Source organism: Mycobacterium sp. E2497, assembly GCF_001668695.1.
Lineage (GTDB): Bacteria > Actinomycetota > Actinomycetes > Mycobacteriales > Mycobacteriaceae > Mycobacterium.
In genome coordinates, this window is the sequence record NZ_LZKD01000228.1 from 1 (window position 1) to 24,945 (window position 24,945).

Consider the following 24,945-nt stretch of genomic DNA (forward strand, 5'->3'; position numbering starts at 1 on the left):
CGGAGAAATGCAGGTCCGGAATCCGCTTGCGCAGGCACCGGACCACCGTCGACTTGCCGACCGCGGAGGGACCGGACAGCACGACCACGCGTCCCTTACCCGGTGGTGTGGGACGCGTCCCGTGCTCGACGTCCGGTCCCCCGCCGGCGCTCACTGGCCCTCCTGGGCCGGCGCGCCCACAGGGCGGGTTGGCCGAGGCCGGGTTAGGAGCCGAACTTTTCCAGCAGGGCCTTGCGCTGCCGATCGCCGAGGCCGCGCAGGCGGCGGGTAGGGGCGATCTCCAGCTCGGTCATGATTTCCTGCGCTTTGACCTTGCCCACCTTGGGCAACGCCTCAAGCAGCGCGGAAACCTTCATCTTGCCCAGGACTTCGTCGGTCTCGGCGTCCTTGAGCACCTGGGTGAGGTTGGTGCCGCCGCGCTTCAGCCGGTCCTTGAGCTCTGCTCGCGCTCGACGTGCGGCAGCCGCCTTCTCCAACGCGGCCGCGCGCTGCTCGTCGGTCAACTGGGGAAGGGCCACGATTCCTCCGTATCTGATCAATCACTGTCAATCGATCTCTTTTTGTCTCTGCCGGGTACTTCAGCCAGCGGAGACGACCGTACTCAGGCCTCCTGACGAAATCTAACCCGACCCCCTGGTTAAGGGGACAAAGTCCCAGCATGAGCCCGGCGTGTGGCCCGAAAAAGCAGGCCGTCGGGCATCGTGGGCGCCGGGCGCGCCCCGCGGTGCGGGGGCGGCGGTGTGGCCACCTCGAACCCCCACGCCACCGCTCTGACCTGGGATTTTAGCGCGACGGACCGCCGCGGGGCCGCTGCGGGGGCGGCGGGAAACGACGCCGGAGGCGCGCCGAAACGCCTCGTGCGGGGGGTCACGCATTTTTCGTCGCGTGTCGCGCGTGTCGCGCCGCGCCGACCGGCCGGGCGCGATCACGCGTGGATTGCTGGTACGACAGCCAGCTAACACTCGCGGAGTTAGGATCTAGCGGTGTCGAACCTGCGGATCCGTCAGGCCGCTGAGCTGCTCGGGGTCAGCGACGACACTGTCCGGCGATGGATCAACCAGGGATCGTTGACGGTCGGGCAGGACGCGGCCGGCCGCAAGGTCATCGCCAGCGAGGACCTGGCCCGGTTCTCCCGGACCAACGCCCCCACCCCGCCGCCCGACCCGCTGAGCATCGGCAGCTCGGCCCGCAACCGCTTCGTCGGGCTGGTCACAAAGGTCACCAGCGACAAGGTGATGACCCAGGTGGAGATGCAGTGCGGCCCGTTCACCGTCGTGTCGCTGATGAGCACCGAGGCGGCCGAGGAGCTGCAGCTGCGGCCCGGCAGTGTGGCGGTCGCGGTCGTCAAGGCCACCACGGTGATCGTGGAGACCGCCCGGCCCAGCTCGGCGGCCGCATCGGACTGACCCGCCTCTACGGCGCTCCCAGATAGGCGACGGCGTCCAGCATCCGCTCGCCGGCCGCCCGCAGTTCGGCCACCCCCGGCCCGGCACGCAGCACCTCGCGGGCCACCGCGGGCAGCAGCTGGCCGGGATCCGCCCCGCCCAGCCCGGCGAGCGCCTCGGGCCGTCCGCCCTGCACACCCAGGCCCGGCACCAGCACCGGCCCGCCCAGCGCGCTCAGATCGGGGGCCTGCAGGACGGTCGCGCCCACCACCACGCCGACATATCCGGGACCGGACGGCGTGGCGGACTTGTTCACCACCGCCGCCTGGTCGACGACCAGCTGGGCCACCGTGCGGCCGTCGAACGCGGCGCGCTGCACGGTCGCGCCCTCGGGGTTGGAAGTGGCGGCCAGCACGAACACGCCCCGATCGTGCGCGGCGGCGGCCTCGAGCAGCGGCCGCAGCGAGCCGAACCCGAGGTATGGCGAGGCGGTCACGGCGTCGGCGGCCAGCGGCGAGTCACCCGCCCAGGCGGCGGCGTACGCCGCCATCGTCGTGCCGATGTCGCCGCGCTTGGCGTCGGCCAGCACCAGCACCCCGACCGAACGCAGCGCCGCGATCGTGCGTTCCAGCACCGCGAACCCGGCGGCGCCGTAGGACTCGAAGAACGCCACCTGCGGCTTGACGACGGCGAAACCGGAGAACGCCTCGACACAGATGTCGCAGAACTTGGCCAGCCCGTCGGCGGCCGCCGGCAAATCCCAGGCGCGTAGCAGCTCGGGGTGCGGGTCGATCCCCACACACAGCGGGCCGCGCTGCGCTTTGGCCTCGGCCAGCCGCCGGCCGAAGCCCGTCACCGGGCGCCTTCGCCGGGCGCGGCGCCCTGCCCCATCAGGCTGTGCAGCTCCTGCAGGGACCGGACGCCGATGTCGCCGCGGATACCGGCCTCGATGCCCTGGATGGCGGCGGACGCGCCCTGCACGGTGGTGACGCAGGGGATGTTGACCGACACCGCGGCCGAACGGATCTCGTAGCCGTCGATACGCGGGCCGGAATTGCCGTACGGCGTGTTGATCACCATGTCGACTTCGCCGGCCTTGATCGCGTCGACGGCGGACACGGCCGGGCGGCCCGGCTGCGGCGGCTCGAAGTGCTTGCGGACCTCGTCGCAGGGAATCCCGTTGCGGCGCAACATCTCCGCGGTGCCCTCGGTGGCCAGCACACGGAAGCCCAGATCGGCCAGGCGCTTGACGGGGAACACCAGCGACCGCTTGTCCCGGTTGGCGACGGAGACGAACACGGTGCCCTCGGCCGGCAGCGAACCGTAGGCGGCGGTCTGGCTCTTGGCGAAGGCGGTGCCGAAGTCGCGGTCGATGCCCATCACCTCACCGGTCGATTTCATCTCCGGGCCGAGCAGGGAATCGATGGCGGCGCCGTCGGCCCGCCGGAAGCGGTGGAACGGCAGCACCGCCTCCTTGACCGCGATCGGGGCGTTCTGGGCCGCGTGGGCGCCGTCCCCGGACGCCGCCAGCATGCCCTCGGCGCGGAGCTGGGGAATGGTGGCGCCCAACATGATCCGGGCGCACGCCTTGGCGAGCGGGATCGCGGTGGCCTTGGAGACGAAGGGAACGGTGCGGCTGGCCCTCGGGTTGGCCTCCAGGACGTAGAGCACGTCGTCCTTCAGCGCGTACTGCACGTTGAGCAGGCCGATCACCCCGATGCCGTGCGCGATGGCCTCGGTCGCGCGGCGCACCTTCTCGATGTCGCTGCGGCCCAGCGTGACGGGCGGTAGCGCGCACGCCGAGTCGCCGGAGTGGATGCCGGCCTCCTCGATGTGCTCCATGATGCCGCCGATGTAGACCTCGGTGCCGTCGCACAGGGCGTCGACGTCGATCTCCACCGCGTCCTCGAGGAAGCGGTCCACGAGCACCGGGTGTTCGGGCGAGAGCTCGGTGGCGCGGGTGATGTAGCCCTCCAGTGTCTCCTCGTCGTAGACGATCTCCATCCCTCGGCCGCCCAGGACGTACGACGGCCGCACCAGCACCGGGTAGCCGATGTCCTCGGCGATCCGGCGGGCCTGCGCGAAAGTGGTTGCCATGCCGTATTTCGGCGCCGGCAATCCGGCGCCGGTCAGCACGTCACCGAAGGCGCCGCGGTCCTCGGCCAGGTCGATCGCCTCCGGCGGCGTGCCCACGATCGGGACTCCGGCGTCGGCCAGGCGCTGCGCCAGCCCGAGCGGGGTCTGGCCGCCCAGCTGCACGATGACGCCGACCACCCCGGGCCCGTCACCCCCCGACTGCTGTTCGGCGTGGAACACCTCCAGGACGTCCTCGAAGGTCAGCGGCTCGAAGTACAGCCGGTCAGCGGTGTCGTAGTCGGTGGACACCGTCTCCGGGTTGCAGTTGACCATGACGGTCTCGAAACCGGCCTGGCTCAACGTGGTTGCCGCGTGCACGCAGCTGTAGTCGAATTCGATGCCCTGGCCGATGCGGTTGGGCCCGGATCCCAGGATCAGCACCTTGGGCCGCTCGGCCTGCGGGGCCACCTCCGTCTCGGCCGCCGGGTCGAGCTCGTAGCTGCTGTAGTGATAGGGCGTCTTGGCATCGAACTCCGCTGCGCAGGTGTCCACCGTCTTGTACACCGGGTGGATGCCCAGCCGCTCGCGCAGCGAGCGCACCCCGTTCTCCCCCGCCAATTCGGGCCGCAGGGCGGCGATCTGGCGGTCCGACAGCCCGCTGTGCTTGGCCCGCCGCAGCAGGTCGGTGTCCAGCACCGGGGCGTCGACCAGCTCCGCGCGCAGCGTGCCCAGCTCGCCGATCTGGGCGACGAACCACGGGTCGACGCCGCTGGCCTCGGCGACCTGCTCGATCGAGGCGCCCAGCCGCAGCGCCAGCTCGATGTCGTAGAGCCGGCCCTCGGTCGGGGTCCGTAGCCGGTCGAGCACCTCGCCGACGTTGCGGTCCGGGCCGTCCGGCTTGGTCCAGAACCCGGCGCGGGTGGTCTCCAGAGACCGCATCACCTTGCCGAGCGCCTCGATGAAGTTGCGGCCCAACGACATCGCCTCGCCGACGGACTTCATCGTGGTGGTCAGGGTGGGGTCGGCCCCGGGGAACTTCTCGAACGCGAACCGCGGCGCCTTGACGACGACGTAGTCGAGGGTGGGTTCGAAGCAGGCCGGCGTTTCCTTGGTGATGTCGTTGACGATCTCGTCGAGGGTGTACCCGATGGCCAGCTTGGCGGCGATCTTGGCGATCGGGAAGCCGGTGGCCTTGGAGGCCAGCGCGCTGGACCGCGACACCCGCGGGTTCATCTCGATGACGATCAGCCGGCCGTCGCTCGGGTTGACGGCGAACTGGATGTTGCAGCCGCCGGTGTCGACCCCGACCTCGCGCAGGATCGCGATGCCCAGGTCCCGCATCCGCTGGTATTCCCGGTCGGTCAGCGTCATGGCCGGCGCGACGGTGACCGAGTCGCCGGTGTGCACGCCCATCGGGTCGAAGTTCTCGATCGAGCAGACCACGACGACGTTGTCGTTGCCGTCGCGCATCAGCTCGAGCTCGAATTCCTTCCAGCCGTAGATGGATTCCTCGATCAGCACGTTGGCGCTGGGGCTTTCGGCCAGGCCGGCGCCGGCCATCCGGTCGACCTCCTCGACGGATCGCGCCATGCCCGAGCCCAGCCCGCCCATGGTGAAGCTGGGCCGCACCACCACCGGAAGACCGAGTTCCTCGACCGTCTCGCGGACCTCTTCCATGGTGAAACACACTCGGCTGCGGGCGGATTCACCGCCGACCTTGGCGACGATGTCCTTGAACATCTGCCGGTCCTCGCCGCGCTGGATGGCGTCGATGTCGGCCCCTATGAGCTCGACCCCGTGGCGCTCGAGCGCGCCGTTCTGGTACAGCGCGACCGCGGTGTTGAGCGCGGTCTGCCCGCCCAGCGTGGCCAGCAGCGCGTCAATCTTGTTGCCGCGCTCGGCCTGTTGCGCGATCACCCGCTCCACGAAGGCCGGGGTGATGGGCTCGACGTAGGTGTGGTCGGCGTACTCGGGGTCGGTCATGATGGTCGCCGGGTTGGAGTTGATCAGGCTGACCTGCAGCCCCTCCGCTCGCAGCACCCGGCAGGCCTGGGTGCCCGAGTAGTCGAATTCGGCCGCCTGGCCGATGACGATCGGCCCCGAGCCGATCACCAGCACGTGGTTGAGATCGCTGCGCCGCGGCACTAGCGCCCTCCTTCTTTCTTGGCGCGAGCGACCGCGTTTGTACACCGTTTACGGCGTGTCGCCGTACAAACACGGTCGCTCGCGGTCATCTCTCACCGGCCATCAGCTCGATGAATTGATCGAACAGGTATTCCGCGTCGTGTGGGCCGGCGGCGGCCTCCGGGTGGTACTGCACCGAGAACGCCCGCCCGTCGGCGAGTTTGACGCCCTCGACCACCCCGTCGTTGGCGCATGTGTGGCTGACGACGGCGGGCCCGAACGGCGTGTCGAAGGATTGACCCGCCTCGCCTTCCAGCGCGAAGCCGTGGTTCTGCGCGGTCACCGCCACCCGACCGGTGGCGTGGTCCATGACGGGGATATTGATCCCGCGGTGGCCGAAGACCATCTTGTAGGTGGACAGGCCCAGTGCCCGGCCCAGGATCTGGTTGCCGAAGCAGATGCCGAACAACGGGATTCCGGCGCCCAGCACCTCGCGGGTGAGCGCGACGACGTGGTCGGCGGTGGCGGGGTCACCGGGGCCGTTGGACAAGAACACGCCGTCGGGTGCGATGTCGGCGATCTGTTCGAAGCTCGTCGACGACGGCAGCACGTGGCTGCGGACTCCCCGGCGGGCGAAGTTGCGCGGGGTGTTGGTCTTGATGCCCAGGTCCAGCGCCACCACCGTAAACCGTTGCGCCCCGTCGGGTTCCACGATGTAGGGCTCCGCGGTGCTGACCTCGCCGGCGAGGTCGGCACCCAGCATCGACTGCTGCCCCCGCACCCGCTCCACCAACTCGTCGATGTTCAAAGGGTCGGCCAGCGCCTCGCCGGAGAACACCCCCGCCTTCATGGAGCCGCGGGTGCGCAGGTGGCGCACCACCGCCCGGGTGTCGATGCCGGCGATCCCGACGATGTGCTGGCGCACCAGCTCGTCCTCCAGGGTTCCCGTGGCGCGCCAGTTCGACGCCCGCGGGGACGGGTCGCGCACCGCGTAGCCGGCGACCCAGATCTTGTCGCCGCGACTTTCGGCGTCCTCGGTGTTCCAGCCGGTGTTGCCGATCTGTGGCGCGGTGGCCACCACGATCTGCCGGTGATAACTGGGATCGGTCAGCGTCTCCTGGTAGCCGGACATGCCGGTGGAAAACACGGCCTCGCCGAGGGTTTGGCCGACCTGGCCGAACGGCGTGCCGGTGAAGACGCGCCCGTCCTCGAGTACCAGAACTGCTTTTGTCGTCACGCTACTTCCTCTTTGAGCCAGTCGGTGTATTCGTCGCGGTGGTTGGCCCGAAAGCCGGTGTCGATCTCGACTCCCGACGGCAGCCGCCACCGAATCGCCAGAATCCCGATCCGGGCTACGGCCCGGCCGCCCATCCCGCGCTCCATGCGGATATGGGTGATCGAGTCGCGTGGAATCCAAAGCGGTTGGGCGCGTAGGCGTTCCACCATGATACCGCTCGAATAGCGGGTCAGCACCGCCTTGCTCCGGTACCCCAGATCGCCGACGGCGATCCGCTCGTTCCAGCCCGGGGCCATCATCGACCCGCAATAGTGGCCTTGGGTGGTGATCGTCGCCGCACCCACCTGGTCGGGCACGTCGGGCAGCCGGCCGATCAGTTCGGCCTGCCGCTGCGAGCGGCGCCGCCAGCTGCGCATCATCAGCTGGATCACCACCGCGATCACCACCACCAGCACGGCCGCGAAGATCAGCGACCCCACCAGCGTGCCCGAATTCATGCCGGGCACTTCCCGTCTCGAGCCGTGACCTTCCCGCGCAGCAAGGTCGCCGTGACGGTGGCGGGCAGGGCCATCGACTCGAAGGGCGTGTTGGCCGACCGGCTGGCCAGGTCGGACCCGGCGACGGTCCAGGTGGCGTCGGGGTCCACCACCGTCAGGTTGGCCGGCTCCCCCACCTCCAGCGGGCGGCCGTGATCGGGCAGTCCGACGATGCGCGCCGGGTTCTCGCTCATCACCCGGGCGACGTCCCGCCACGTCAACAGCCCGGGCGCCACCATGGTGTGCACCACGACCGACAGCGCGGTCTGCAGGCCCAGCATGCCGGGACGCGCCGCCGCGAACTCCACGCACTTCTCGTGCTCGGCGTGCGGCGCATGGTCGGTGGCCACACAGTCGATGACGCCGTCGGCCAGGGCCTGACGCAACGCCACAGCGTCGGAGGCCTCGCGCAGCGGCGGGTTGACGCGATTGCGCCCGTCGTAGCTGGCCAGCCTGCTGTCGTCGAGCAGCAGGTGGTGCGGGGTGACCTCGGCGGTGATCGAGATGCCTTGCCCCTTGGCCCATTTCAGCAGCTCGACGGTACCGGCGGTGGAGGCGTGGCAGATGTGGACGCGGGCACCGGCGTCGCGCGCCAGCAACGCGTCCCGGGCGACGATGGACTCCTCGGCGGCCCGGGGCCAGCCCGAGAGGCCCAGCCGGGCGGCGGTGGGTCCCTCGTGGGCGACGGCGCCGACGGTCAGCCGGGGCTCCTCGGCGTGCTGGGCGATCAGCACGCCCAGGCCCGTGGCGTATTCGAGCGCGCGGCGCATCACCAGCGGGTCGTGTACGCAGACACCGTCGTCGGAGAACATCCGGACCTGCGCGGCCCCGGCCGCCATCATGCCCATCTCGGTCAGCTCGGTGCCGGCCAATCCGACGGTGACGGCGCCGACGGGGTGCACGTCGACCAGGCCGACCTGCTGGCCGCGGTGCCAGACGTGGTCGGTGACCACCGGGCTGTCGGCGACGGGATTGGTGTTGGCCATCGCGAACACGGCGGTATATCCGCCGAGAGCCGCTGCGGCCGAGCCCGTTTCGATGTCCTCGGCGTATTCTCGGCCCGGCTCGCGCAGGTGGGTGTGCAGGTCGACGAAGCCGGGCAGCAGCACCTGGCCCGTCGCATCGATGACGTCGGCCGTATCCGGGATGGCAAGGCCCGGGCCGATGTCGGCGATCTGGCCGTCATCGACCAGCACGTCGACCCGGTCACCCTCGCCGTACAACCGGACCCCGCGGATCAGCACGCTCACGCCGCCCCCTCTTTTCCGGCGGATTCCGCACCCACCAGCACGTGGAACAGCACGGCCATCCGCACGTGCACGCCGTTGGAAACCTGTTGCAGCACGGCCGATTGCGACGAATCCGCCACCGACGACGCGATCTCCATGCCGCGCAGCATCGGACCCGGGTGCAGCACCACGGCGTGGCCGGGCAGCATGGCCTGGCGGCGATCGGAAAGCCCGTAGCGGGAGGAGTATTCGCGCACCGACGGGAAGAAGCCGCCGTTCATCCGTTCGGCCTGCACCCGCAGCATCAGCACCGCGTCGGCGGCGGGTAGCTCGGCGTCGAAGTCGCCCGAGACGGTGACCGGCCAGGAGTCGACCCCGGCCGGCAGCAGCGTCGGCGGCGCGACCAGCACCACCTCCGCGCCCAGGGTGTTCAGCAGCATGACGTTGGAGCGGGCGACCCGGCTGTGCAGGATGTCGCCGACGATCACGACGCGCCGGCCCTCGATGCCGCCGAGGCGCTGGCGGATGGTGAGCGCGTCCAGCAGCGCCTGCGTCGGGTGTTCGTGCGTGCCGTCGCCGGCGTTGATCACCGAGGGGCCGGAGTCGTTGCCGGCGCTCGTCCAGTCGGCCAGCAGGTGGGCGGCACCCGAGGCCGGATGGCGGATGATCAGCGCGTCGGCGCCGGCCGCCCGCAGCGTCAGCGCGGTGTCGCGCAGCGACTCGCCCTTGCCCACCGACGACCCGGCGGCGCTGACGTTGATGACGTCGGCGCTCATCCACTTGCCGGCCACCTCGAACGACACCCGGGTGCGGGTGGAGTTCTCGTAGAACATCGTGATCACGGTGCGGCCGCGCAGGGTCGGCAGCTTCTTCACCTCGCGGCCCACCAGCGCCTCGGCGAACCGGTCCGCGTCGTCGAGGATGGCGATGGCCTCGTCGCGGGTCAGGTCGCCGGCGGCCAGCATGTGGCGCGTCATCGCGAGATCACCACCCCGTCGCGCCCGTCCTGCTCGCTGAGCAGCACGTGCACGCTCTCGCTGCGGGAGGTGGGGACGTTCTTGCCGACGTAGTCGGCGCGCAGCGGCAGCTCGCGGTGGCCGCGGTCGACCAGCACCGCCAGCTGCACCACCCTCGGGCGGCCGACGTCGCGCAGGGCGTCCAGCGCCGAGCGGACCGAGCGACCGGAGTAGAGCACGTCGTCGATGAGGATGACCAGCGCGTCGTCGATGCCGCCCGCCGGGATCGAGGTGACCTCAAGCGGTCGCGGCGGTTTCTGCATCAGGTCGTCGCGATACAGGGTGATGTCGAGGGCGCCGCAACCGACGTCGACCCCGCTGTATTCGGCGATGTTGGTGGCCAGCCGCCTGGCGAGGATCACGCCGCGGGTCGGGATTCCCAGCAGCACCACCCTGGGCGCGGACCGGCTCGCGTCATCTAACGCGGTCTTCTCGATGATCTGATGCGCGATACGGGAAATGGTGCGACTCACGTCGGCCGCCGACATCAACTCGCGGCCGGTGCCGGTGTCACCCGCTGCACCCATGCGAAACCCTGACCTCCTTCTCCGCCTCGCCGGACGGATCGTTAAAGGATGTCGACTGCCCGGCAGCGTAGCACTTCTTCGAAAGGACGCGGCGCGCGGCACGGGCCGTGACGTGCTCGATCACCCGCTGCGCCACTTGCGCCCCACGTGTCCCGGCTTGAGCGGACGCGGCCGCGCTACCCTGGCGAAAGTGACCGGCTCAGGCTTCTCCAGACTGCAGCAAATGGACTTCGACGCGCTCTATCGCGGCGAGAGCCCCGGCGAGGGCATCCCGCCGATGACGACACCGCCGTGGGACACCAAGGCGCCCAAGGACAACGTCATCGCCTGGCTTGGCGGGGGCTGGGTCCACGGTGACGTCCTGGACATCGGCTGCGGGCTCGGTGACAACGCCATCTACCTGGCGCTGAACGGGTTCCGGGTGACCGGGCTGGACATCTCGCCCACCGCCCTGGTCACCGCCGAGCGCCGGGCCGCCGATGCCGGCGTCGACATCACGTTCGCGGTGGCCGACTCCACCCAGCTGGCGGGCTACACCGACGCGTTCGACACCGTCATCGACAGCGGCATGTTCCACTGCCTCGACGACGACGGCAAGCGCAGCTACGCCGCCGCGGCGCACCGCGCCACCAGGCCGGGCGCCACGCTGTTGATCAGCTGCTTCTCCGACGCGAACGCCCCCGACGAACGGTGGCCCCGGCCGGCGGTGTCCGAGCAGACGCTGCGCGACGTCCTCGGCGGCGCGGGGTGGGACATCGAGTCGCTGGAGCCCGCCACGATGCGCCGCGAGGTGGACGGCGCACAGGTCGAGATGGCGTTCTGGTACGTCCGCTCCCAGCGCCGCTAGGTGCAGCGATATTGCCCGTTGAGCACGCAATTCGACGGCGGCGTGAAGGAACCGGTCACCACGCCTCTCATGCCACCCGTGGCCGAACCACCGGGCGCAATGCTGCGATTCCAATTCGCGGGGGTGAGCACGTAGTGGGTGCCCGATTGGGTGACGGTGCTGTTCCACGTGTGCAGGACGGATTGTCCGGCCGGCATGTCAAAGTCAATCCGCCAATCGGTTAGCGGCACCGTGCTCAGATTGGTGACGGTGAAGTTGGCGATGAAACCGGTCTGCCACGCATGTTCCACCGACAACGTCGCCGCGGCCGCGGCCGCGTGAGCCACGGGCGCGACGGCGAGCCCCAGGGCAACGACGGATGCCGACACCATGATGTGAAGCGCTGTGCGCCAGCGCTTCACGCAATTGCTCAGTGCGGCCATAGCAACCAACACTAAAGCCGGACACGCGACGTCGGTCCTGGCATCGCGGGTAGCTGCCGTACCTTTGCTCAACCGAAACCGTCATGAAATTTTGGCCTTTGTCGCCGACGGAACGAGCGGGTAACGGCCCGGTTAACCGGCCGTGGTGAGAAGGCGATACGGTTCGGATCGTCATGAGCGAGGAGTTTTGGGTCAACCGCCGCGATGCCGGTGAGGCGGTGATCCTGGAGGTCAGCGGCGTCGTCGACATCATCACCGCGCCCTCGCTCGCCACGCATATCGACATCGCCCTGTCCGGCACGCCTGCGGTGCTCGTCATCGACCTCACCGAGGTCGATTTCCTGTCCTCGGCCGGCATCACCGTGCTGGTCGAGGTGCAGCGCCTGACCCAGGACAGCCCGACCTCGCTGCGGGTGGCGGCCGACGGCTCGGCCACCAGCCGGCCGCTGCGCATCGTGGGCCTCGACGAGTTCATCGAGCTGTATCCCACGGTGGACGAGGCGCTGGAGGGGCGCGAGTCCTAGTGTGACGTTCGCGCTCCCCGGGCACGCCGCTAACGTGATTCGGGTGAATCTCGACGTCAACGCGGGCTCCATCCGCGAAGTGTGCGATGCCGGCATGCTTGCCGGCGCGGTGACGATGGTCTGGCGGCGCGGAGAAGTGCTGCAGGTCAACGAAATCGGTTATCGGGACGTGGACGCGGGCCTGCCGATGCAGCGGGACACGCTGTTCCGGATCGCGTCGATGACCAAGCCGGTGACCGTCGCCGCGGTGATGAGCCTGGTCGACGAGGGCAAGCTGACGCTGAAAGACCCCGTCGTGCGCTGGGCCCCGGAGCTGGCCGACGTGCGGGTGCTCGACGAGCCGCACGGCCCGCTGGACCGGACGCATCCGGTGCAGCGCGCCATCCTGATCGAGGACCTGCTCACCCACACCAGCGGCCTGGCCTACAGCTTCTCGGTGTCCGGGCCGATCGCCAAGGCCTACATGCGGCTGCCGTTCAGTCAGGGTCCCGACACCTGGCTGGCCGAACTGGCCAAGCTGCCGCTGGTGCATCAGCCCGGTGAGCGGCTCACCTACAGCCATTCCATCGACCTGCTGGGCGTCATCGCGGCGCGCATCGAGGGCAAGCCGTTCCACCAGGTTCTCGACGAGCGGGTGCTGGGCCCGGTGGGCATGCCGGACACCGGGTTCTTCGTCTCCCCCGAGGCGCGCCGCCGCGCCGCGACCATGTACCGGCTCGACGAGCAGGGCCGACTGCACCACGACGTGATGGGGCCGCCGCACATCAAGCCGCCCTCCTTCGCCAACGCGGGCGGGGGCCTGTGGTCCACCGCCGACGACTACCTGCGGTTCGTGCGGATGCTGCTCGGCGAGGGAACGATCGACGGTGTGCGGGTGCTGTCGGCCGAGTCGGCCCGCCTGATGCGGACCGACCGGCTGACCGACGAGCAGAAGCGCCACAACTTCCTGGGGGCGCCGTACTGGGTGGGCCGCGGCTTCGGGCTGAACCTGTCGGTGGTGACCGACCCGGCAAGGAGCGCGCCGCTGTTCGGTCCGGGCGGGCTCGGAACCTTCAGCTGGCCGGGCGCCTACGGGACCTGGTGGCAGGCCGACCCGACCGCCGACCTGGTTCTGCTGTATCTGGTGCAGAACCTGCCCGACATGTCCGCCGACGTGGCCGCGGCCGTCGCCGGAAACACCTCGCTGGCGAAACTCCAATCGGTGCAACCGAAATTCGTTCGGCGCACTTATCAGGCGCTCGGCCTCTAGCACCGTGGCCGATTACCCACCCGACCGCATCACCGGTCCCCGGCTGGTGCTGCGCCGGCCCGTGCTCGACGACGCCGGCGCACTGTTTCAGCGCGTGGCCCGCGACCCCGAGGTGACCAAGTATCTGATGTGGGCGCCGCATCCCGACGTGGCGGCGACGCGGCGGGTGATCACCGAGAAACTCAACGCCACCCCCGACGACCGGACCTGGGTGATCGAGTTGCGGCACAGCGGCGAGATCGTCGGGTTGACCAGCTGCCGGCGTCCGGTGCCGCACTCGGTCGAGATCGGTTACTGCCTGGGCCGGCGGTGGTGGGGCAAGGGTTTGATGGCCGAGGTGCTCGACATGCTGCTGACCGCACTCGACAGCGACCGGGCGGTGTATCGGGTGTGGGCCACGTGCAACGTCGACAACGAACGGTCGGCCCGGCTGCTGGAGCGCGCCGGTTTCGTCCTGGAAGGACGACTCGCCCGCCACGCCGTCTACCCCAACCTGGGCCCCGAGCCGCAGGACAGCCTGCTCTACGCCAGGATCCTGCGCTGAGCTTTTGAGTGTGCGGCCAGGGCGGTCATCGTCGGCGTGTCGCCGCCGTGCACGCACACCGGACGCCGTAAGCGCACACCCGATCGCCGGCTACCCGGCTTGATCCAGCGCGCGGCGCGCGTAGGCCCGCACGTCGGCGTCGCCGTCCTTGAGCGCGATGCCGAGCGCGTCGCGGGCGGCGGGTTGAGCGGACCAGCGGATCAGGCTGAGCACGGCGGCCTTGCGCACGTCGAGGTGCGCGTCGTTCAACGCCTCGGCCAGCGCCGGCACCGCGACGTCGGCCGGCGCGCCCGACAGCGCCCGCGCCGCGCCCTCCCGCACCTGCCACGCCGGCGCCCGCAACGCCGCTGCGACGGCGGCGATATCGCCCGCGCTGCAGCCTATTTCGCCCAGCGCGGCCAGCGCGGCCGCGCGCACCAGCGGGTCGGGGTCGCCGAGCAGCGCGCTGACGGCCTCGCCGCCGCCGCGCAGCGTGCCCAGGCCGGCGGCCGCGGCGATCCGGACCTCCCGGTTGTCGTCACCCGTCGCGGTGACCACACCGGCCACGTCGTCGACCGACACCAGCGCCCGCACGGCCTCGATGCGCACCCGGTGGTCGGGATCTTCCAGCGCGCGGCGGTAGTCCCCGGCGTCGCCGACGCGCCGCGCGGCCAGCACGTAGAGGGCGGCGGCACGCACCGCCCTGTCGCCGGAGTCCAGGCGTGACCCGACCTCGGCCGGGGCCGGCAACACCTCGACCAGCTCGCGGATCCCGTCGGCGGCGGTGCGGCGCACCGTGGCGTCGGCGTCATCCAGCGCGGCGACCAGGGCGGTCGCGTAGCCATCGGGAATGTGCTCGGTGAGCGTGGCCACCGCGGTGCGGCGGACCCCGGGGTCGGGGTCGGCCAGGTACGGTCGCAGCCCGGCGATCGTCGGCTCCTCGAGGGCAAGCACCTCGGCGATGCGCGGCGACGGCGGCTCGACTGTGGTTACGGGCGCGCCGATTCGGGACCGTGTGGTGGCGGGGGCCTGACCGCCGACCAGTGGCGGCTGCTCCACCGCCTGCACGGTCTGGTCCACGGGCGGCAGGCCGTCCAGCTCCGGCACCGGCACGAAGTAGGGGGCGACCGGACGCTTGAGGAACACCATCGCGCCGTCGGCGTTCTTGCGCAGGTTGAGGTGATAGCCCCATGCGCTGTCGTCGCGGCCGGGCAGGTCGGCGCGGTCGTGGTAGAGGCCCCACCGCGATTCGGTGCGGGTGAGCGAGGATCGGGCGGCCATCTCGGCGCAGTCCCGGATGAAGGACACCTCGACGGCGCGCATCAGCTCGTGCGGGTTCCGCGCGCCCATCTCGGCGATCTCGCCTTGCATGCGGTCGAAGGTGCGCACGGCGATGGACAGCTTGGCCGCCGTCTTGGGCGGCGCCACATAGTCGTTGACGAACCGGCGCAGCTTGTATTCGACCTGCGGCTGGGGTGGCCCGTCCGGATGCCGCAGTGGGCGGTAGATCAGCTCGTGCGCGGCGTGCAGCTGGTCCTCCGGGAGTCGTTGCGGCGCAGCGGTATCCGCGCAGGAAGCGGCCGCGTCCGTGCCGGCGAGGTCGCCGAAGACGAACGCCCCGATCATGTAGTTGTGCGGGACGCAGGCCATGTCCCCGGCGGCGTACAGCCCGGGCACCGTGGTGCGGGCGTGCTCGTCGACCCACACGCCGGACGCGGAATGCCCGCTGCACAAACCGATTTCGGAGATGTGCATCTCGATGTCGTGGGTGCGATAGTCGTGGCCGCGGTTGGCGTGGAACGTGCCGCGGGTCGGCCGTTCGGTGGTGTGCAGGATGTTCTCCAGCGCGGACAGGGTCTCGTCGGGCAGGTGGGACACCTTGAGGTAGATCGGTCCGCGGGCGGAGTCGATCTCGCTCTTCACCTCGGACATCATCTGACCCGACCAGTAGTCGGAGTCCACGAACCGCTCCCCGTGCGCGTTGACCTGGTAGCCGCCGAACGGGTTGGCGACATAGGCACACGCGGGTCCGTTGTAGTCCTTGATCAACGGATTGACCTGGAAACACTCGATTCCCGACAGTTCCGCGCCGGCGTGATAGGCCATCGCGTACCCGTCACCGGCGTTCGTCGGGTTCTCGTAGGTGCCGTAGAGGTAACCGGACGCGGGCAGGCCAAGCCGCCCACAGGCGCCGGTGGCCAGGATCACCGCCTTGGCGCCGACGGCCACGAATTCGCCGGTGCGGGTGTGCAACGCGGCGGCCCCCACCGCGCGGCCGTCCTGCACCAGCACCCGCACCGGCATCAGCCGGTTCTCGATGCGGATCTTCTCCCGCATGGACCGCTGCCGCAGCACCCGGTACAGCGCCTTCTTGACGTCCTTGCCTTCCGGCATGGGCAGCACATAGGAGCCCGAGCGGTGCACCCGGCGCACCGCGTACTCGCCGTGTTCGTCCTTCTCGAACTTCACCCCATAGCGCTCCAGCCGCTGCACCATCGCGAATCCGCGGCTGGCGGTCTGATAGATGGTGCGCTGGTTGACGATTCCGTCGTTGGCGCGGGTGATCTCGGCGACGTAGTCCTCGGGTTCGGCCTTGCCCGGGATGACGGCGTTGTTCACGCCGTCCATGCCCATCGCCAGCGCGCCGGAGTGGCGCACGTGGGCCTTCTCCAGCAGCAGCACCTGGGCGCCGTGCTCGGCGGCCGACAGCGCCGCCATGGTGCCGGCGGTGCCGCCGCCGATGACCAGCACGTCGCAGTCGAGGCGAACGGGGGCGTTGGCGTCGGGGATCTCCATCATGCCGCCACCAAATGGCCAAGGGCGGCAATGATTTCAGCGCGCAACCCGTCCCGGGGCAATTCGGCGCGCGGATCGGGCACGTCGACCGACGCGCGGACAGGCTCGCCGGCACGGCCCAGCACGACGATCCGGTCGCCCAGCGCCAGCGCCTCGTCGACGTCGTGGGTGACGAAGACGATGGTCGTCGGATGGGTGCGCCAGGTGTCGATCAGCAGCCGCTGCATGGCGGCCCGGGTCTGGGTGTCCAGCGCGCCGAACGGCTCGTCCATCATCACCGCGCGGGGCGCCCCCGCCAGGCCGCGGGCCAGCTGGACGCGCTGGCGCATCCCGCCGGACAGGCTCTTCGGCAGGTAGTGGCCGAAACCTGAGAGCCCGAGCTCGTCGATCCAGCGCTCGGCCTGGGCGCGGCGGGTGGCGCGGGGTTCCCCGCGCAGCCGCAGCGCCAGCTCGATGTTGGACCGCACCGTGCGCCACGGCAGCAGCGCGTTGTCCTGGAACACCATGCCGCGATCACCCGAGGTGGTGGTGACCTCCGCGCCGTCGGCCAGCACGCGGCCCTCATCGGGCCGCAGCAGCCCGGCCAGGGCGCGCAGCAGCGTCGACTTGCCGCAGCCCGAGGGCCCGGTCAGCACCAGGATCTCGCCCGGGCGCACCGTGAGGCTCAGCCCGTCGATCACCGGTGTTCCGGTGTAGGACAAGCGGACTGCGTCCAGCTCGAGGCTCATCCCGATTTTCGTCGCGGTGGTCATCGCAAACCTTCCTGTGCGCGGGGCAGCCAGCGAGTCACCCGCCGGCCCACCAGTTCGACGGCCGCCGAGGTGGCGAACCCGAGGACACCGATGGTGATGATGCCGACGAACACCTGGGGGTAGGCCAGCACGGTGTAGTCCTGCCAGGTGCGGTAGCCGACGCCGAGCCGGCCCGAGATCATCTCAGCGGAGATGACACAGATCCAGGCCACGCCCATGCCGACCGACAGCCCCCCGAACACGCCGGGCAGGATGCCCGGCAGCACCACCTGGGTCAGCACCTCCCGCCGGCCGCCGCCCAGCGTGCGCACCGAGTCCTCCCACAAAGTGGGCAGCGCCCGCACCGCGTGCCGGGTGCTCACCATGATCGGGAAGTAGGCCGCGAGGAAGGTGATGAACACGATGCCGGCCTCGTCGGTCGGGAACAGCAGGATCGCCACCGGCACCATCGCGATCGCCGGGATGGGCCGGGCCAGCTCGGCCAGCGGGCCGAACAGGTCGGCGAACAGTCGCGAGCGGCCCAGCAGCACACCGGTCGCGACACCGATGACGGCGGCCAGGCCGAAGCCGGTGAGGATGCGGATCAGCGACTGCGCGAGGTCGAGCCAGTACTCGCCGGCCGCGAGGCGGCGCTGCAGCGCGTGCACGATCTGCGTGACGGTGGGCAGCGTGTCGAATCGCAGCAACAGCCGCACCTTGCCGGCGGTGAGCAACTGCCACAACCCGATTGCGGCCGCGACCGACGCCAACCGCAGCAGCCGCGACAGCCACGGCGCAGTCACCCGCCGCGGCCGGGTGAGCGTGGGCCTCGAGACCACGCCAAGAACCTGGTCTGCCACCACATCGGCGGTCATACCGAACCTCCCAGTGCCTGTTGGTAATTCATCGCGACCCCGCCCGGGTGTGCCGCCAGATAGCGCTGCGCCCCGGCCCGGGTGCCGAACGGCAGATACTTCGGGCCGTCCTTGACCCAGACCGCCTTGTCGGCGAACCACCTGGTGCCCAGTTCGGCGTCGGGAACGTAGGCCGCGCGAACCCTGCCCCCGCGGGCGGTCGCGTCGGCGACGGTGCGCAGCAGGCTGGTGGGGTCGGCGACGGTCTGCGTCACATCCGCCCCGTCCAACCACACCTCGCCGGCCAGCGCCGGGTCGCCCGCCAGGACCGACGGATTCGCGGCTCGCGACCGGGCCGCCGGGTAGTCCAGCCCGCGGGCGGCGAACACCGCACGCAACGGCTCGTCCACGGCGAACTTCCCGACGTCGAGGTCGGCGAAGTCACCGATCGACTTCAGGTACGGCACATCGCTTTTCAGGGCGTCGATCAGCGACGGCTTGAGAGTGGGGTCGAACGACGTCCCGCCGGGGCCGTTGTAGAGATACACCACCTCCTGCGGCAACCCGCTGGCCTGCGCGACGATCCGCGCCGCTTCCAGCGGCTTGCCGTTGAGGAAATCGGTGGCATCCAGTTGCGCCTGCAGAAACGCCGCCAGCACCTCGGGGTGCGCCGACGCGTACGAGCGCCGCACGACCACACCGTGCAGGGTGGGCAGGTTCAGCTCGGCCCCGTCGTAGAGCAGCCGCGCCTTGCCCTGGTAGACCAGCAGCCCGGGCCACGCTACGAACTGCGAAAGCCCGTTCACCTGACCGGATTCCAGCGCGGAGGCACCGACCTGCGGCTGCTGGTTGAGCACCTCCACGCCGGTGACGCCCGCCTTGCCCAGCGCGCGCACCAAGGTGCCGTGCCCCGCGGACCCCACGCTGGCCGAGACCTTGCCGCCGGCCAGGTCGGCCAGCCCGCTCGCCGGCGAATCCGGCGCCACCACAACCATGTTCAGCGCGCCCTTGGGGTTGTAGCCGGTGACCGAGACCATCTCGGTGCGCGCCAGCGGGTTGGCCTGCGTCTTGGAGCCGTTGATCAGCATCGGGTAATCGCCCATCGAGCCGATGTCGATCTTCTCGGCCAGCATCTGGGCGGTGATCGGGGCGCCGGTGTCGTAATCCTGCCAGCGCACCGCGTATTTGGTGCCGGTGCGGGCGGTGATGTCGGCCAGCCGGTGTTCGAGGTAGCCCTGCGCGCGCAGCAGTGTGCCGGCGGTGACGGTGTTGATGGTCTTCGACTGGTATCCCACCACCACGTTGACCACACCGGAGGACTGCGAGAACGATTCCAGCGAGCACCCGGAGGCGAACGCGGCGACCGCGACCGCCACCGACAGCAGCCGGAGGGCGTGCATTTTCATGGGACGTCTCTTCAGCGCAGGAGATAGGGCATGTTGACGGTGACGGCGCCGGTCGGACAGCGCGCCGCACACGGGCCGCAATACCAGCACTCGTCGACGTGCATGTACGCCTTGCCGGTCTGGGGGTCGATGGCCAGCGCGTCGAGCGGGCACACCTCCACGCACAAGGTGCAGCCCTCGATGCACAACGACTCGTCGATCGTCACCGGCACGTCGGCCCGGGTGTTGTTGACCAGCGTCATGTATCGCTCCTCATCATGCTGCCGCGCATGGTGATTCGGTCACCACGCATCCGGATGTACTCCAAATCCACGGGTGTCCCGTCGGCCAGGCTGGTGAGCCGCTCCAGCATGAGCAGCGCCGCGCCGTCGGGCACCTGCAGGGTGGCCGCCGAATGGGCGTCGGCGGGAATGGCCTCGAGCGCCAGCGACGCCGAGCCCAGGCGCTGACCGCTGACCTCTTCGATGAGCGCGAAAACATCGTTGGTCTCGAGCGGATGGCGCAGCACCTGTTCTCCGATGTCCGGGGCCAGGTAGGTCAGGTCGAGGCTGAGCGGTAGGTCGCCGAGGTACCGCAGTCGCTCGACGAACACGGCGTGCTCGCCGGTTTGCAGCCGCAGCCGGCGGGCCACCGACGGTGGCGCGGTGACGGGCATCGCCGCGCGTACCTCGTTGCGCACCTCGCCGAGGTGTTTGAACGTCTCCTTCAGCCCCAGCAGGGTGTCGAGCCCGTGTGAGTACTTGCGCTGGGCGACGTGCGTGCCAACCTTGGGTCCGCGGTCGATCAACCCCTCGTGCTTGAGCACGGCAAGCGCCCCGCGGATGGTGTTGCGCGACACCAGGAATTCGGCGGCCAGCTGCTGCTCGGGCGGCAACCCGTCCGGGTAGGCGTCGGCGTGGATCTGCTGGCGCAACACGTCGGCCACCCGGCGGGCGCGGTCGGCCCGGGGTTCGCTACTGATCGGTTGCGCCACGCGGCCACGCTAACCAGGTCACGCCCATTTTTTGGGGCGGCGACGCGGGCCTGCTCCGGCGGCTCAGCGCATTGCGCCGGGTCCCTTTCGACGGCGACCAGCCCAAACAACGGCCGGTGCGGCTATTGCGCCACCCCGGCGGCGACGTCTTCTTTCCGATCCCCGTGAGCCGAACCGCCCCCGGGGGCAGGCTCGCTCTCCCGGGCGGTGGGCACCAGCGGGACCGCCGCCAGCGGGAACAACGCGCACAGCGCCCACGCCGGCGGGTATTCGGCGGCGACGATCAGCGCACCGAAGAGCGGCGGCCCGGCCGCGGCCATCAGCCGTTGCGCGGTGTTCTGCAGGCCCAGCGCGCGGCCGCTCCAGAACGGCCCGGCGATCTCGGTGATCGCGGTGGCCTCGAGCCCGTTGTCGAGCACCGCGAGCACCGAGATGGCGACCATCAGCACCACGTCGTAGCTCGAACCGCTGCCGTCGGTGAAAGCCAGCAGCAACAGGGCCAACGCGGCGGCGATGGCGACGACGCGGACCGGCCGCATCCGCGAACCGACCCGGTCCGACCAGCGCCCGACCGCGATCCGGCCCACCGCCCCCAGCAGCTGACAGACGGTGACCAGGCCGCCGGCGGCCGCCACCGACCAGCCATGCCGATTCGTCAGCCACACGAACATGAACGTCACGGTCACCGTCTGCGGCATCATCAGCAGCGCACTCACGGCGTGAATTCGCCACAGTACGAACGACCCTCGATACGGGCTGGCCAGTTCCGCGCCGGTGGCCGCCTGGCGTGATTTCCGGGGCGGATCGACGATCCCCAGCGCGCTGGCCACCGCCGCCACCGTGCACATGAGCGCCAGGAACATCAGCCCCGAACGAGGCCCGCGCTCGGCCAGCTCCGGTATCACCAAGGCGCCCAGGGCGATACCCAACGGCTGCGCGGTCTGACGAATGCCCATCGCCAGGCCCCGCTGGTGCGTCGGGAACCATGCCGACACCAGCCGCCCGCCGGCGGTGTTGCAGCTGGCCGCCGCCATCCCACCGAGAAACAAGAAGACGCCGACGGCCGGCATCGAATGGGCCGACGCCGCGGCACAGGCCGCCGCCGCGGTGAGCGCCGAACCGGCCGTCAGCACCACCCGCTCACCGACCCGGTCCAGCACCCAGCCCCACAGCACCAGCGTCACCACCATGCCCCAGCTGGGCATGGACGACACCAGGGCGGCTTCGGCCAACGGGATGCCACGGCGCGCCTGCAGCGAGGGAATCAGGAACGCCACGCCGTTGATGAAGAGGAACGACGTCGCCGTCACCCCCAGGGAGACGACCATGACCGACCAGCGCGCACCCGCGCCGAGGCGACCGATGCTGCCGGCTTCCGCAAACATGGAATCCATGGTGGCACGCCCCGTCACCGGCGCCCGGCGCGGCGAGCAGCGTAACTCATTGAATACTAAGGTGATTGATAACAAGTCCTCAGAATCCGCGCGCCGGGCTGCGGTGGTCAATCTGCGTAAAGCGTTCTGCGCCTTGGATTTTGCGACACCGCCGAAATACCACGGCGAGACCGCGATTCACAGCGCGGACACAGCGTTCTCTTATGCGTGTACTCAGCGTTTTCTCAGCGCGGCTACCCTAGAAATGCATCAACAACGACACCGGAAGTTGACTGGGCATGAGTGACGTTTCGCGGCAGGCGTTGACCAAGGTGCCGGCGGTCACCCTGGGGTTCTGGATCATCAAGATCTTCGCCACCACGCTGGGCGAGACGGGCGGCGACACCGTCACGATGACCCTGAACTGGGGCTACGCGGCCGGCGTCGCACTGTTCGGCGTCGCGCTGGTGGTGCTGGTCGCCGCGCAGATCTTCGCCAAGCGCTTTCATGCGGCGCTGTACTGGGCGACGATCGTGGCCTCGACGACGTTCGGCACGACGTTGGCCGACTTCGCCGACCGTTCGCTCGGCATCGGCTACACCGGCGGTTCGCTGCTGCTGTTGGCTTGCCTGCTGGCCACACTGGGCCTGTGGCGCTGGTCGCAGGGCACGGTGTCGGTCACCACCGTCTCGACGCCGAAAGTGGAGGCGTTCTACTGGGCGACAATCACTTTCTCGCAGACCCTGGGCACCGCGCTCGGCGACTGGCTCGCCGACACTCGCGACTTCGGTTACGAGCGCGGTGCGCTGGTGTTCGCGGCCGGCCTCGCCGCGGTCGTGGCGCTCTACTACTGGACGTCCGTCTCGCGCGTCGTGTTGTTCTGGGTCGCCTTCATCTTGACCCGCCCGTTGGGCGCGACGGTGGGCGACTTCATTGACAAACCGGTCGCCGACGGCGGCCTGGCCCTGAGCCGCCCGCTGGCCTCGGCGGTGATCGCGGCGATCATCGTGGCGTTGCTTGTCGTCCTGCCCCAGCGTCCGGGACGCCACCCCGGTGCGGGCCACCAAGAAGCGTGACGACGTGAGGGTCCTTCTCGTCGAGGACGAAGCGCGGCTGTCGGCGACCCTGGCCCGGGGCCTGGAGGCCGAGGGGTTCGTCGTCGTGAACGTCGGCACGGGTGTCGACGGCCTGCGGGAGGCCGTCGAGAACAGCTTCGACGTGGTGGTCCTCGACATCATGCTCCCCGGCCAGAGCGGATACGAGGTGCTGCGCCGGATGCGGGCGCGAAACGTGTGGACACCGGTCCTCATGCTGACCGCCAAGGACGGGGAGTACGACGAGACCGACGCGTTCGACCTGGGCGCCGACGACTATCTGACCAAACCGTTCTCGTTCCGGGTGCTCGTGGCGCGGCTGCGCGCTCTGGTGCGGCGCGGCGTGCCGGAGCGGCCGGCGGCGCTGACCGCCGGATCGCTGGTGCTGGACCCCGCGCGGCATACCGTCCACCGCGACTCCACCCCGATCGCGTTGACGCCCAGGGAATTCGGAGTGCTCGAATTCCTCATGCACAACAAGGACATGGTGGTGACCAAGGCCGAGATCCTGCGCAACGTGTGGGACGCCCACTACCACGGCCCGGACAACGTGGTCGAGGTGTACGTGGGATATCTGCGTCGCAAGATCGACATTCCCTTCGGCACCAACACCATCGAGACGGTCCGCGGCGTCGGTTACCGGCTGTTGTGCTGAGGCTCGCGCCGCGGCAGGGACACGATCATTCGGGTTCCGCCGCCCGGCCGGTCGTCGATGGTGACCGTGCCGCCGTGAGCGGCGGCGATCTCGGCGACGATCGCGAGGCCCAGCCCGGCTCCCCCGCCGCTGCGGGCCCGATCCGAATCCAGGCGCACGAAGCGTTCGAACACCCGGGCCCGGTCGCCCGGAGGGATTCCGGGGCCGTCGTCGCTGACGGTGAGGATCGCCGTCCCCCCGTTGCCGCCGACCGTCAGGACGACGCGCGAATCCGCATGGCGGACGGCGTTTTCCACCAGGTTGCGGATCATCCGCGAGATGGCCATCGGGTCACCGGTGCACCGCACCGCGCAAAGGTCGGTGTCGATCGCGCAGTTCGCCCCGCGTCGCGCGCGGGCCGCCTCGACGGCGGCGACGTCATCGAGGGCCAGCTCTTCGATGCGGCGCAGCAGGCTTTGCTCGTCGGCCCGGGCCAGCAGCAGCAGGTCTTCGATCAGCGTGTGCATGCGTTGCGCCTCGGGCAAAAGCGTGTTGACCGCCAACTCGGCGTCGAGCAGATCGGGGTGCGCCTCGGCGACCTCCAGCCCGGAGATGATGGTGGCCAGCGGGCTGCGCAGTTCATGCGACGCGTCACCGACGAAACGTTGCTGCGCGCGATGGCCCGCTTCGATGCGGGAGAGCATCTGGTTCATGGTGACCGCCAGCGCGGCGATCTCGTCGCGGCCCTCCGGCACCGGAACCCGTTCGGCCAGATCCGATGTCGAGATCTCGGCCACGCGCGCGCGGATCGCGTCCACGGATCGCAGGGACCGGCGAACGAGCCAGAACGTCGCGGCCGCCGCGCCCGCAATGACGATCGGCGCGCCGCAGGCCAGCAGCAAGGCCACGGTCCGCGCGGTGGCCTCGACCGCCTGGCTGCCGCCGCCCACGATCACCGTGTAGTCGCCGGATGCGGTGGCGACGCGTTGACCGCTGACGCGCATGTCGTCACCGGCCACCGCGTCGTCGGACAAGCCGCGACGCAGATCGAGGCCGAACTCGCCGATCGGAACGAGCGGCGTGGCGGGTGCCGAGCGCGACCGCCGCACCACCTGACCGTCCGGGGCGATCACTTGAATGGCGACCACCCGTTGATCGGTGGTCAACAGGGAGTTGTCGAGGCCGGCCGGCGGATCGGACTGCAGCGCGTTCCGCAGGTCGCGCACCCGTTCCGCTGAGGCGTAATCGACGCCCGTCAACAGCGACCGATACAGGAACGCGTCCAATCCCGCGCCCGCGAGGGCCAGCGCGCACAGCACGACGGCCGCCGACACCGCGGCCGAGCGGGCGGGAATGCCCCAGTGCGGGAGGCGAGGCAACTGCACACCT

At 70.0% G+C, this 24,945-nt stretch carries 25 protein-coding genes and 1 pseudogene; 8 read left to right on the forward strand and 18 right to left on the reverse strand.

Annotated elements, in window-relative coordinates:
• Both A5713_RS27830 and mihF read right to left on the reverse strand, forming a co-directional pair.
• Nucleotides 1-154 (reverse strand): annotated as a pseudogene (locus A5713_RS27830) (guanylate kinase); the annotation flags it as partial.
• A 49-nt stretch (nt 155-203) separates the two neighbouring features.
• On the reverse strand, nt 204-518 hold the full coding sequence (gene mihF / locus A5713_RS21050) for an integration host factor, actinobacterial type (protein WP_007171927.1): 315 nt from the start codon (nt 516-518) through the stop codon (nt 204-206).
• Nucleotides 519-983: 465 nt separating this feature from the next.
• On the opposite strand from mihF, the gene A5713_RS21055 reads away from it, so the two are divergent.
• Complete coding sequence (locus tag A5713_RS21055) at nt 984-1,406, forward strand: molybdopterin-binding protein (RefSeq protein WP_067923628.1); 423 nt, start codon at nt 984-986, stop codon at nt 1,404-1,406.
• A gap of 7 nt (nt 1,407-1,413) precedes the next feature.
• Here the strand turns inward: A5713_RS21055 and pyrF are convergent, their stop codons facing one another.
• From pyrF to pyrR, 7 genes are all read right to left on the reverse strand, one after another.
• On the reverse strand, nt 1,414-2,241 hold the full coding sequence (pyrF, locus tag A5713_RS21060) for an orotidine-5'-phosphate decarboxylase (protein WP_067923631.1): 828 nt from the start codon (nt 2,239-2,241) through the stop codon (nt 1,414-1,416).
• Nucleotides 2,238-5,606, reverse strand: coding sequence for a carbamoyl-phosphate synthase large subunit (carB, locus tag A5713_RS21065; RefSeq protein WP_068098257.1), 3,369 nt, complete (start codon nt 5,604-5,606; stop codon nt 2,238-2,240). The genes pyrF and carB overlap by 4 nt, the downstream gene beginning before the upstream one ends.
• Nucleotides 5,607-5,691: 85 nt before the next feature.
• Complete coding sequence (gene carA / locus A5713_RS21070; protein WP_067923637.1) at nt 5,692-6,822, reverse strand: glutamine-hydrolyzing carbamoyl-phosphate synthase small subunit; 1,131 nt, start codon at nt 6,820-6,822, stop codon at nt 5,692-5,694.
• Nucleotides 6,819-7,319: a transporter gene (locus A5713_RS21075; protein ID WP_067923722.1), complete on the reverse strand. Its 501-nt coding sequence runs from the start codon at nt 7,317-7,319 to the stop codon at nt 6,819-6,821. The genes carA and A5713_RS21075 overlap by 4 nt, the downstream gene beginning before the upstream one ends.
• Complete coding sequence (locus A5713_RS21080; protein ID WP_068098258.1) at nt 7,316-8,608, reverse strand: dihydroorotase; 1,293 nt, start codon at nt 8,606-8,608, stop codon at nt 7,316-7,318. The genes A5713_RS21075 and A5713_RS21080 overlap by 4 nt, the downstream gene beginning before the upstream one ends.
• Nucleotides 8,605-9,564 carry an aspartate carbamoyltransferase catalytic subunit gene (locus A5713_RS21085; protein WP_068098259.1) on the reverse strand — a complete coding sequence of 320 codons (960 nt, stop codon included), beginning with the start codon at nt 9,562-9,564 and terminating at the stop codon, nt 8,605-8,607. The genes A5713_RS21080 and A5713_RS21085 overlap by 4 nt, the downstream gene beginning before the upstream one ends.
• Nucleotides 9,561-10,130: a bifunctional pyr operon transcriptional regulator/uracil phosphoribosyltransferase PyrR gene (gene pyrR, locus A5713_RS21090; protein WP_067923647.1), complete on the reverse strand. Its 570-nt coding sequence runs from the start codon at nt 10,128-10,130 to the stop codon at nt 9,561-9,563. The genes A5713_RS21085 and pyrR overlap by 4 nt, the downstream gene beginning before the upstream one ends.
• A 214-nt stretch (nt 10,131-10,344) precedes the next feature.
• Between pyrR and A5713_RS21095 the strand changes: the two genes are divergently transcribed.
• Nucleotides 10,345-10,977, forward strand: a complete 633-nt coding sequence (locus A5713_RS21095; protein WP_156751970.1) for a class I SAM-dependent methyltransferase — start codon at nt 10,345-10,347, stop codon at nt 10,975-10,977.
• On the opposite strand, the gene A5713_RS21100 is transcribed toward A5713_RS21095, so the two are convergent.
• Nucleotides 10,974-11,399, reverse strand: coding sequence for a cellulose-binding domain-containing protein (locus tag A5713_RS21100; RefSeq protein WP_068098261.1), 426 nt, complete (start codon nt 11,397-11,399; stop codon nt 10,974-10,976). The two genes, A5713_RS21095 and A5713_RS21100, sit on opposite strands and share 4 nt — an antisense overlap.
• Before the next feature lie 173 nt (nt 11,400-11,572).
• Between A5713_RS21100 and A5713_RS21105 the strand changes: the two genes are divergently transcribed.
• Genes A5713_RS21105 through A5713_RS21115 form a run of 3 tightly spaced genes read left to right on the forward strand, consistent with a single transcriptional unit; the run spans nt 11,573 to nt 13,716 of the window.
• On the forward strand, nt 11,573-11,923 hold the full coding sequence (locus A5713_RS21105; protein ID WP_067923654.1) for an STAS domain-containing protein: 351 nt from the start codon (nt 11,573-11,575) through the stop codon (nt 11,921-11,923).
• Nucleotides 11,924-11,966: 43 nt separating this feature from the next.
• Complete coding sequence (locus A5713_RS21110; RefSeq protein WP_068098278.1) at nt 11,967-13,172, forward strand: serine hydrolase; 1,206 nt, start codon at nt 11,967-11,969, stop codon at nt 13,170-13,172.
• A 4-nt stretch (nt 13,173-13,176) separates the two neighbouring features.
• Nucleotides 13,177-13,716, forward strand: a complete 540-nt coding sequence (locus tag A5713_RS21115) for a GNAT family N-acetyltransferase (RefSeq protein WP_067923656.1) — start codon at nt 13,177-13,179, stop codon at nt 13,714-13,716.
• Nucleotides 13,717-13,806: 90 nt separating this feature from the next.
• Here the strand turns inward: A5713_RS21115 and A5713_RS21120 are convergent, their stop codons facing one another.
• The 7 genes from A5713_RS21120 to A5713_RS21150 form a co-directional block, all read right to left on the reverse strand.
• Nucleotides 13,807-16,494: a fumarate reductase/succinate dehydrogenase flavoprotein subunit gene (locus A5713_RS21120; protein ID WP_068098262.1), complete on the reverse strand. Its 2,688-nt coding sequence runs from the start codon at nt 16,492-16,494 to the stop codon at nt 13,807-13,809.
• Nucleotides 16,491-17,243: an ABC transporter ATP-binding protein gene (locus A5713_RS21125; RefSeq protein WP_068098263.1), complete on the reverse strand. Its 753-nt coding sequence runs from the start codon at nt 17,241-17,243 to the stop codon at nt 16,491-16,493. Before A5713_RS21125 ends, A5713_RS21120 begins: the two co-directional genes overlap by 4 nt.
• The gene (locus A5713_RS21130) at nt 17,240-18,097 is read right to left on the reverse strand and encodes an ABC transporter permease (RefSeq protein WP_068098264.1); all 858 of its coding nucleotides are present in this window, start codon (nt 18,095-18,097) and stop codon (nt 17,240-17,242) included. The genes A5713_RS21125 and A5713_RS21130 overlap by 4 nt, the downstream gene beginning before the upstream one ends.
• Nucleotides 18,094-19,482, reverse strand: a complete 1,389-nt coding sequence (locus tag A5713_RS21135; RefSeq protein WP_067923668.1) for an ABC transporter substrate-binding protein — start codon at nt 19,480-19,482, stop codon at nt 18,094-18,096. The genes A5713_RS21130 and A5713_RS21135 overlap by 4 nt, the downstream gene beginning before the upstream one ends.
• Before the next feature lie 11 nt (nt 19,483-19,493).
• Nucleotides 19,494-19,724 (reverse strand): ferredoxin family protein, encoded by a 231-nt coding sequence (locus tag A5713_RS21140; protein ID WP_068098265.1) that lies wholly within the window; start codon nt 19,722-19,724, stop codon nt 19,494-19,496.
• Nucleotides 19,721-20,455: a GntR family transcriptional regulator gene (locus A5713_RS21145; protein WP_068098266.1), complete on the reverse strand. Its 735-nt coding sequence runs from the start codon at nt 20,453-20,455 to the stop codon at nt 19,721-19,723. The genes A5713_RS21140 and A5713_RS21145 overlap by 4 nt, the downstream gene beginning before the upstream one ends.
• 122 nt (nt 20,456-20,577) lie before the next feature.
• On the reverse strand, nt 20,578-21,840 hold the full coding sequence (locus A5713_RS21150) for an MFS transporter (protein ID WP_082973079.1): 1,263 nt from the start codon (nt 21,838-21,840) through the stop codon (nt 20,578-20,580).
• Between the two features lie 7 nt (nt 21,841-21,847).
• Between A5713_RS21150 and A5713_RS28455 the strand changes: the two genes are divergently transcribed.
• Genes A5713_RS28455 through A5713_RS21160 form a run of 3 tightly spaced genes read left to right on the forward strand, consistent with a single transcriptional unit; the run spans nt 21,848 to nt 23,577 of the window.
• Nucleotides 21,848-22,135 (forward strand): hypothetical protein, encoded by a 288-nt coding sequence (locus tag A5713_RS28455; RefSeq protein WP_142393442.1) that lies wholly within the window; start codon nt 21,848-21,850, stop codon nt 22,133-22,135.
• On the forward strand, nt 22,128-22,904 hold the full coding sequence (locus A5713_RS21155; protein WP_067923675.1) for a hypothetical protein: 777 nt from the start codon (nt 22,128-22,130) through the stop codon (nt 22,902-22,904). The genes A5713_RS28455 and A5713_RS21155 overlap by 8 nt, the downstream gene beginning before the upstream one ends.
• A 4-nt stretch (nt 22,905-22,908) precedes the next feature.
• On the forward strand, nt 22,909-23,577 hold the full coding sequence (locus A5713_RS21160; RefSeq protein ID WP_068098279.1) for a response regulator transcription factor: 669 nt from the start codon (nt 22,909-22,911) through the stop codon (nt 23,575-23,577).
• On the opposite strand, the gene A5713_RS21165 is transcribed toward A5713_RS21160, so the two are convergent.
• Entirely contained in the window at nt 23,559-24,941 is a 1,383-nt protein-coding gene (locus A5713_RS21165; RefSeq protein WP_156751969.1) for a HAMP domain-containing sensor histidine kinase, read from the reverse strand. The genes A5713_RS21160 and A5713_RS21165 overlap by 19 nt on opposite strands.
• Nucleotides 24,942-24,945 lie beyond the last annotated feature (4 nt).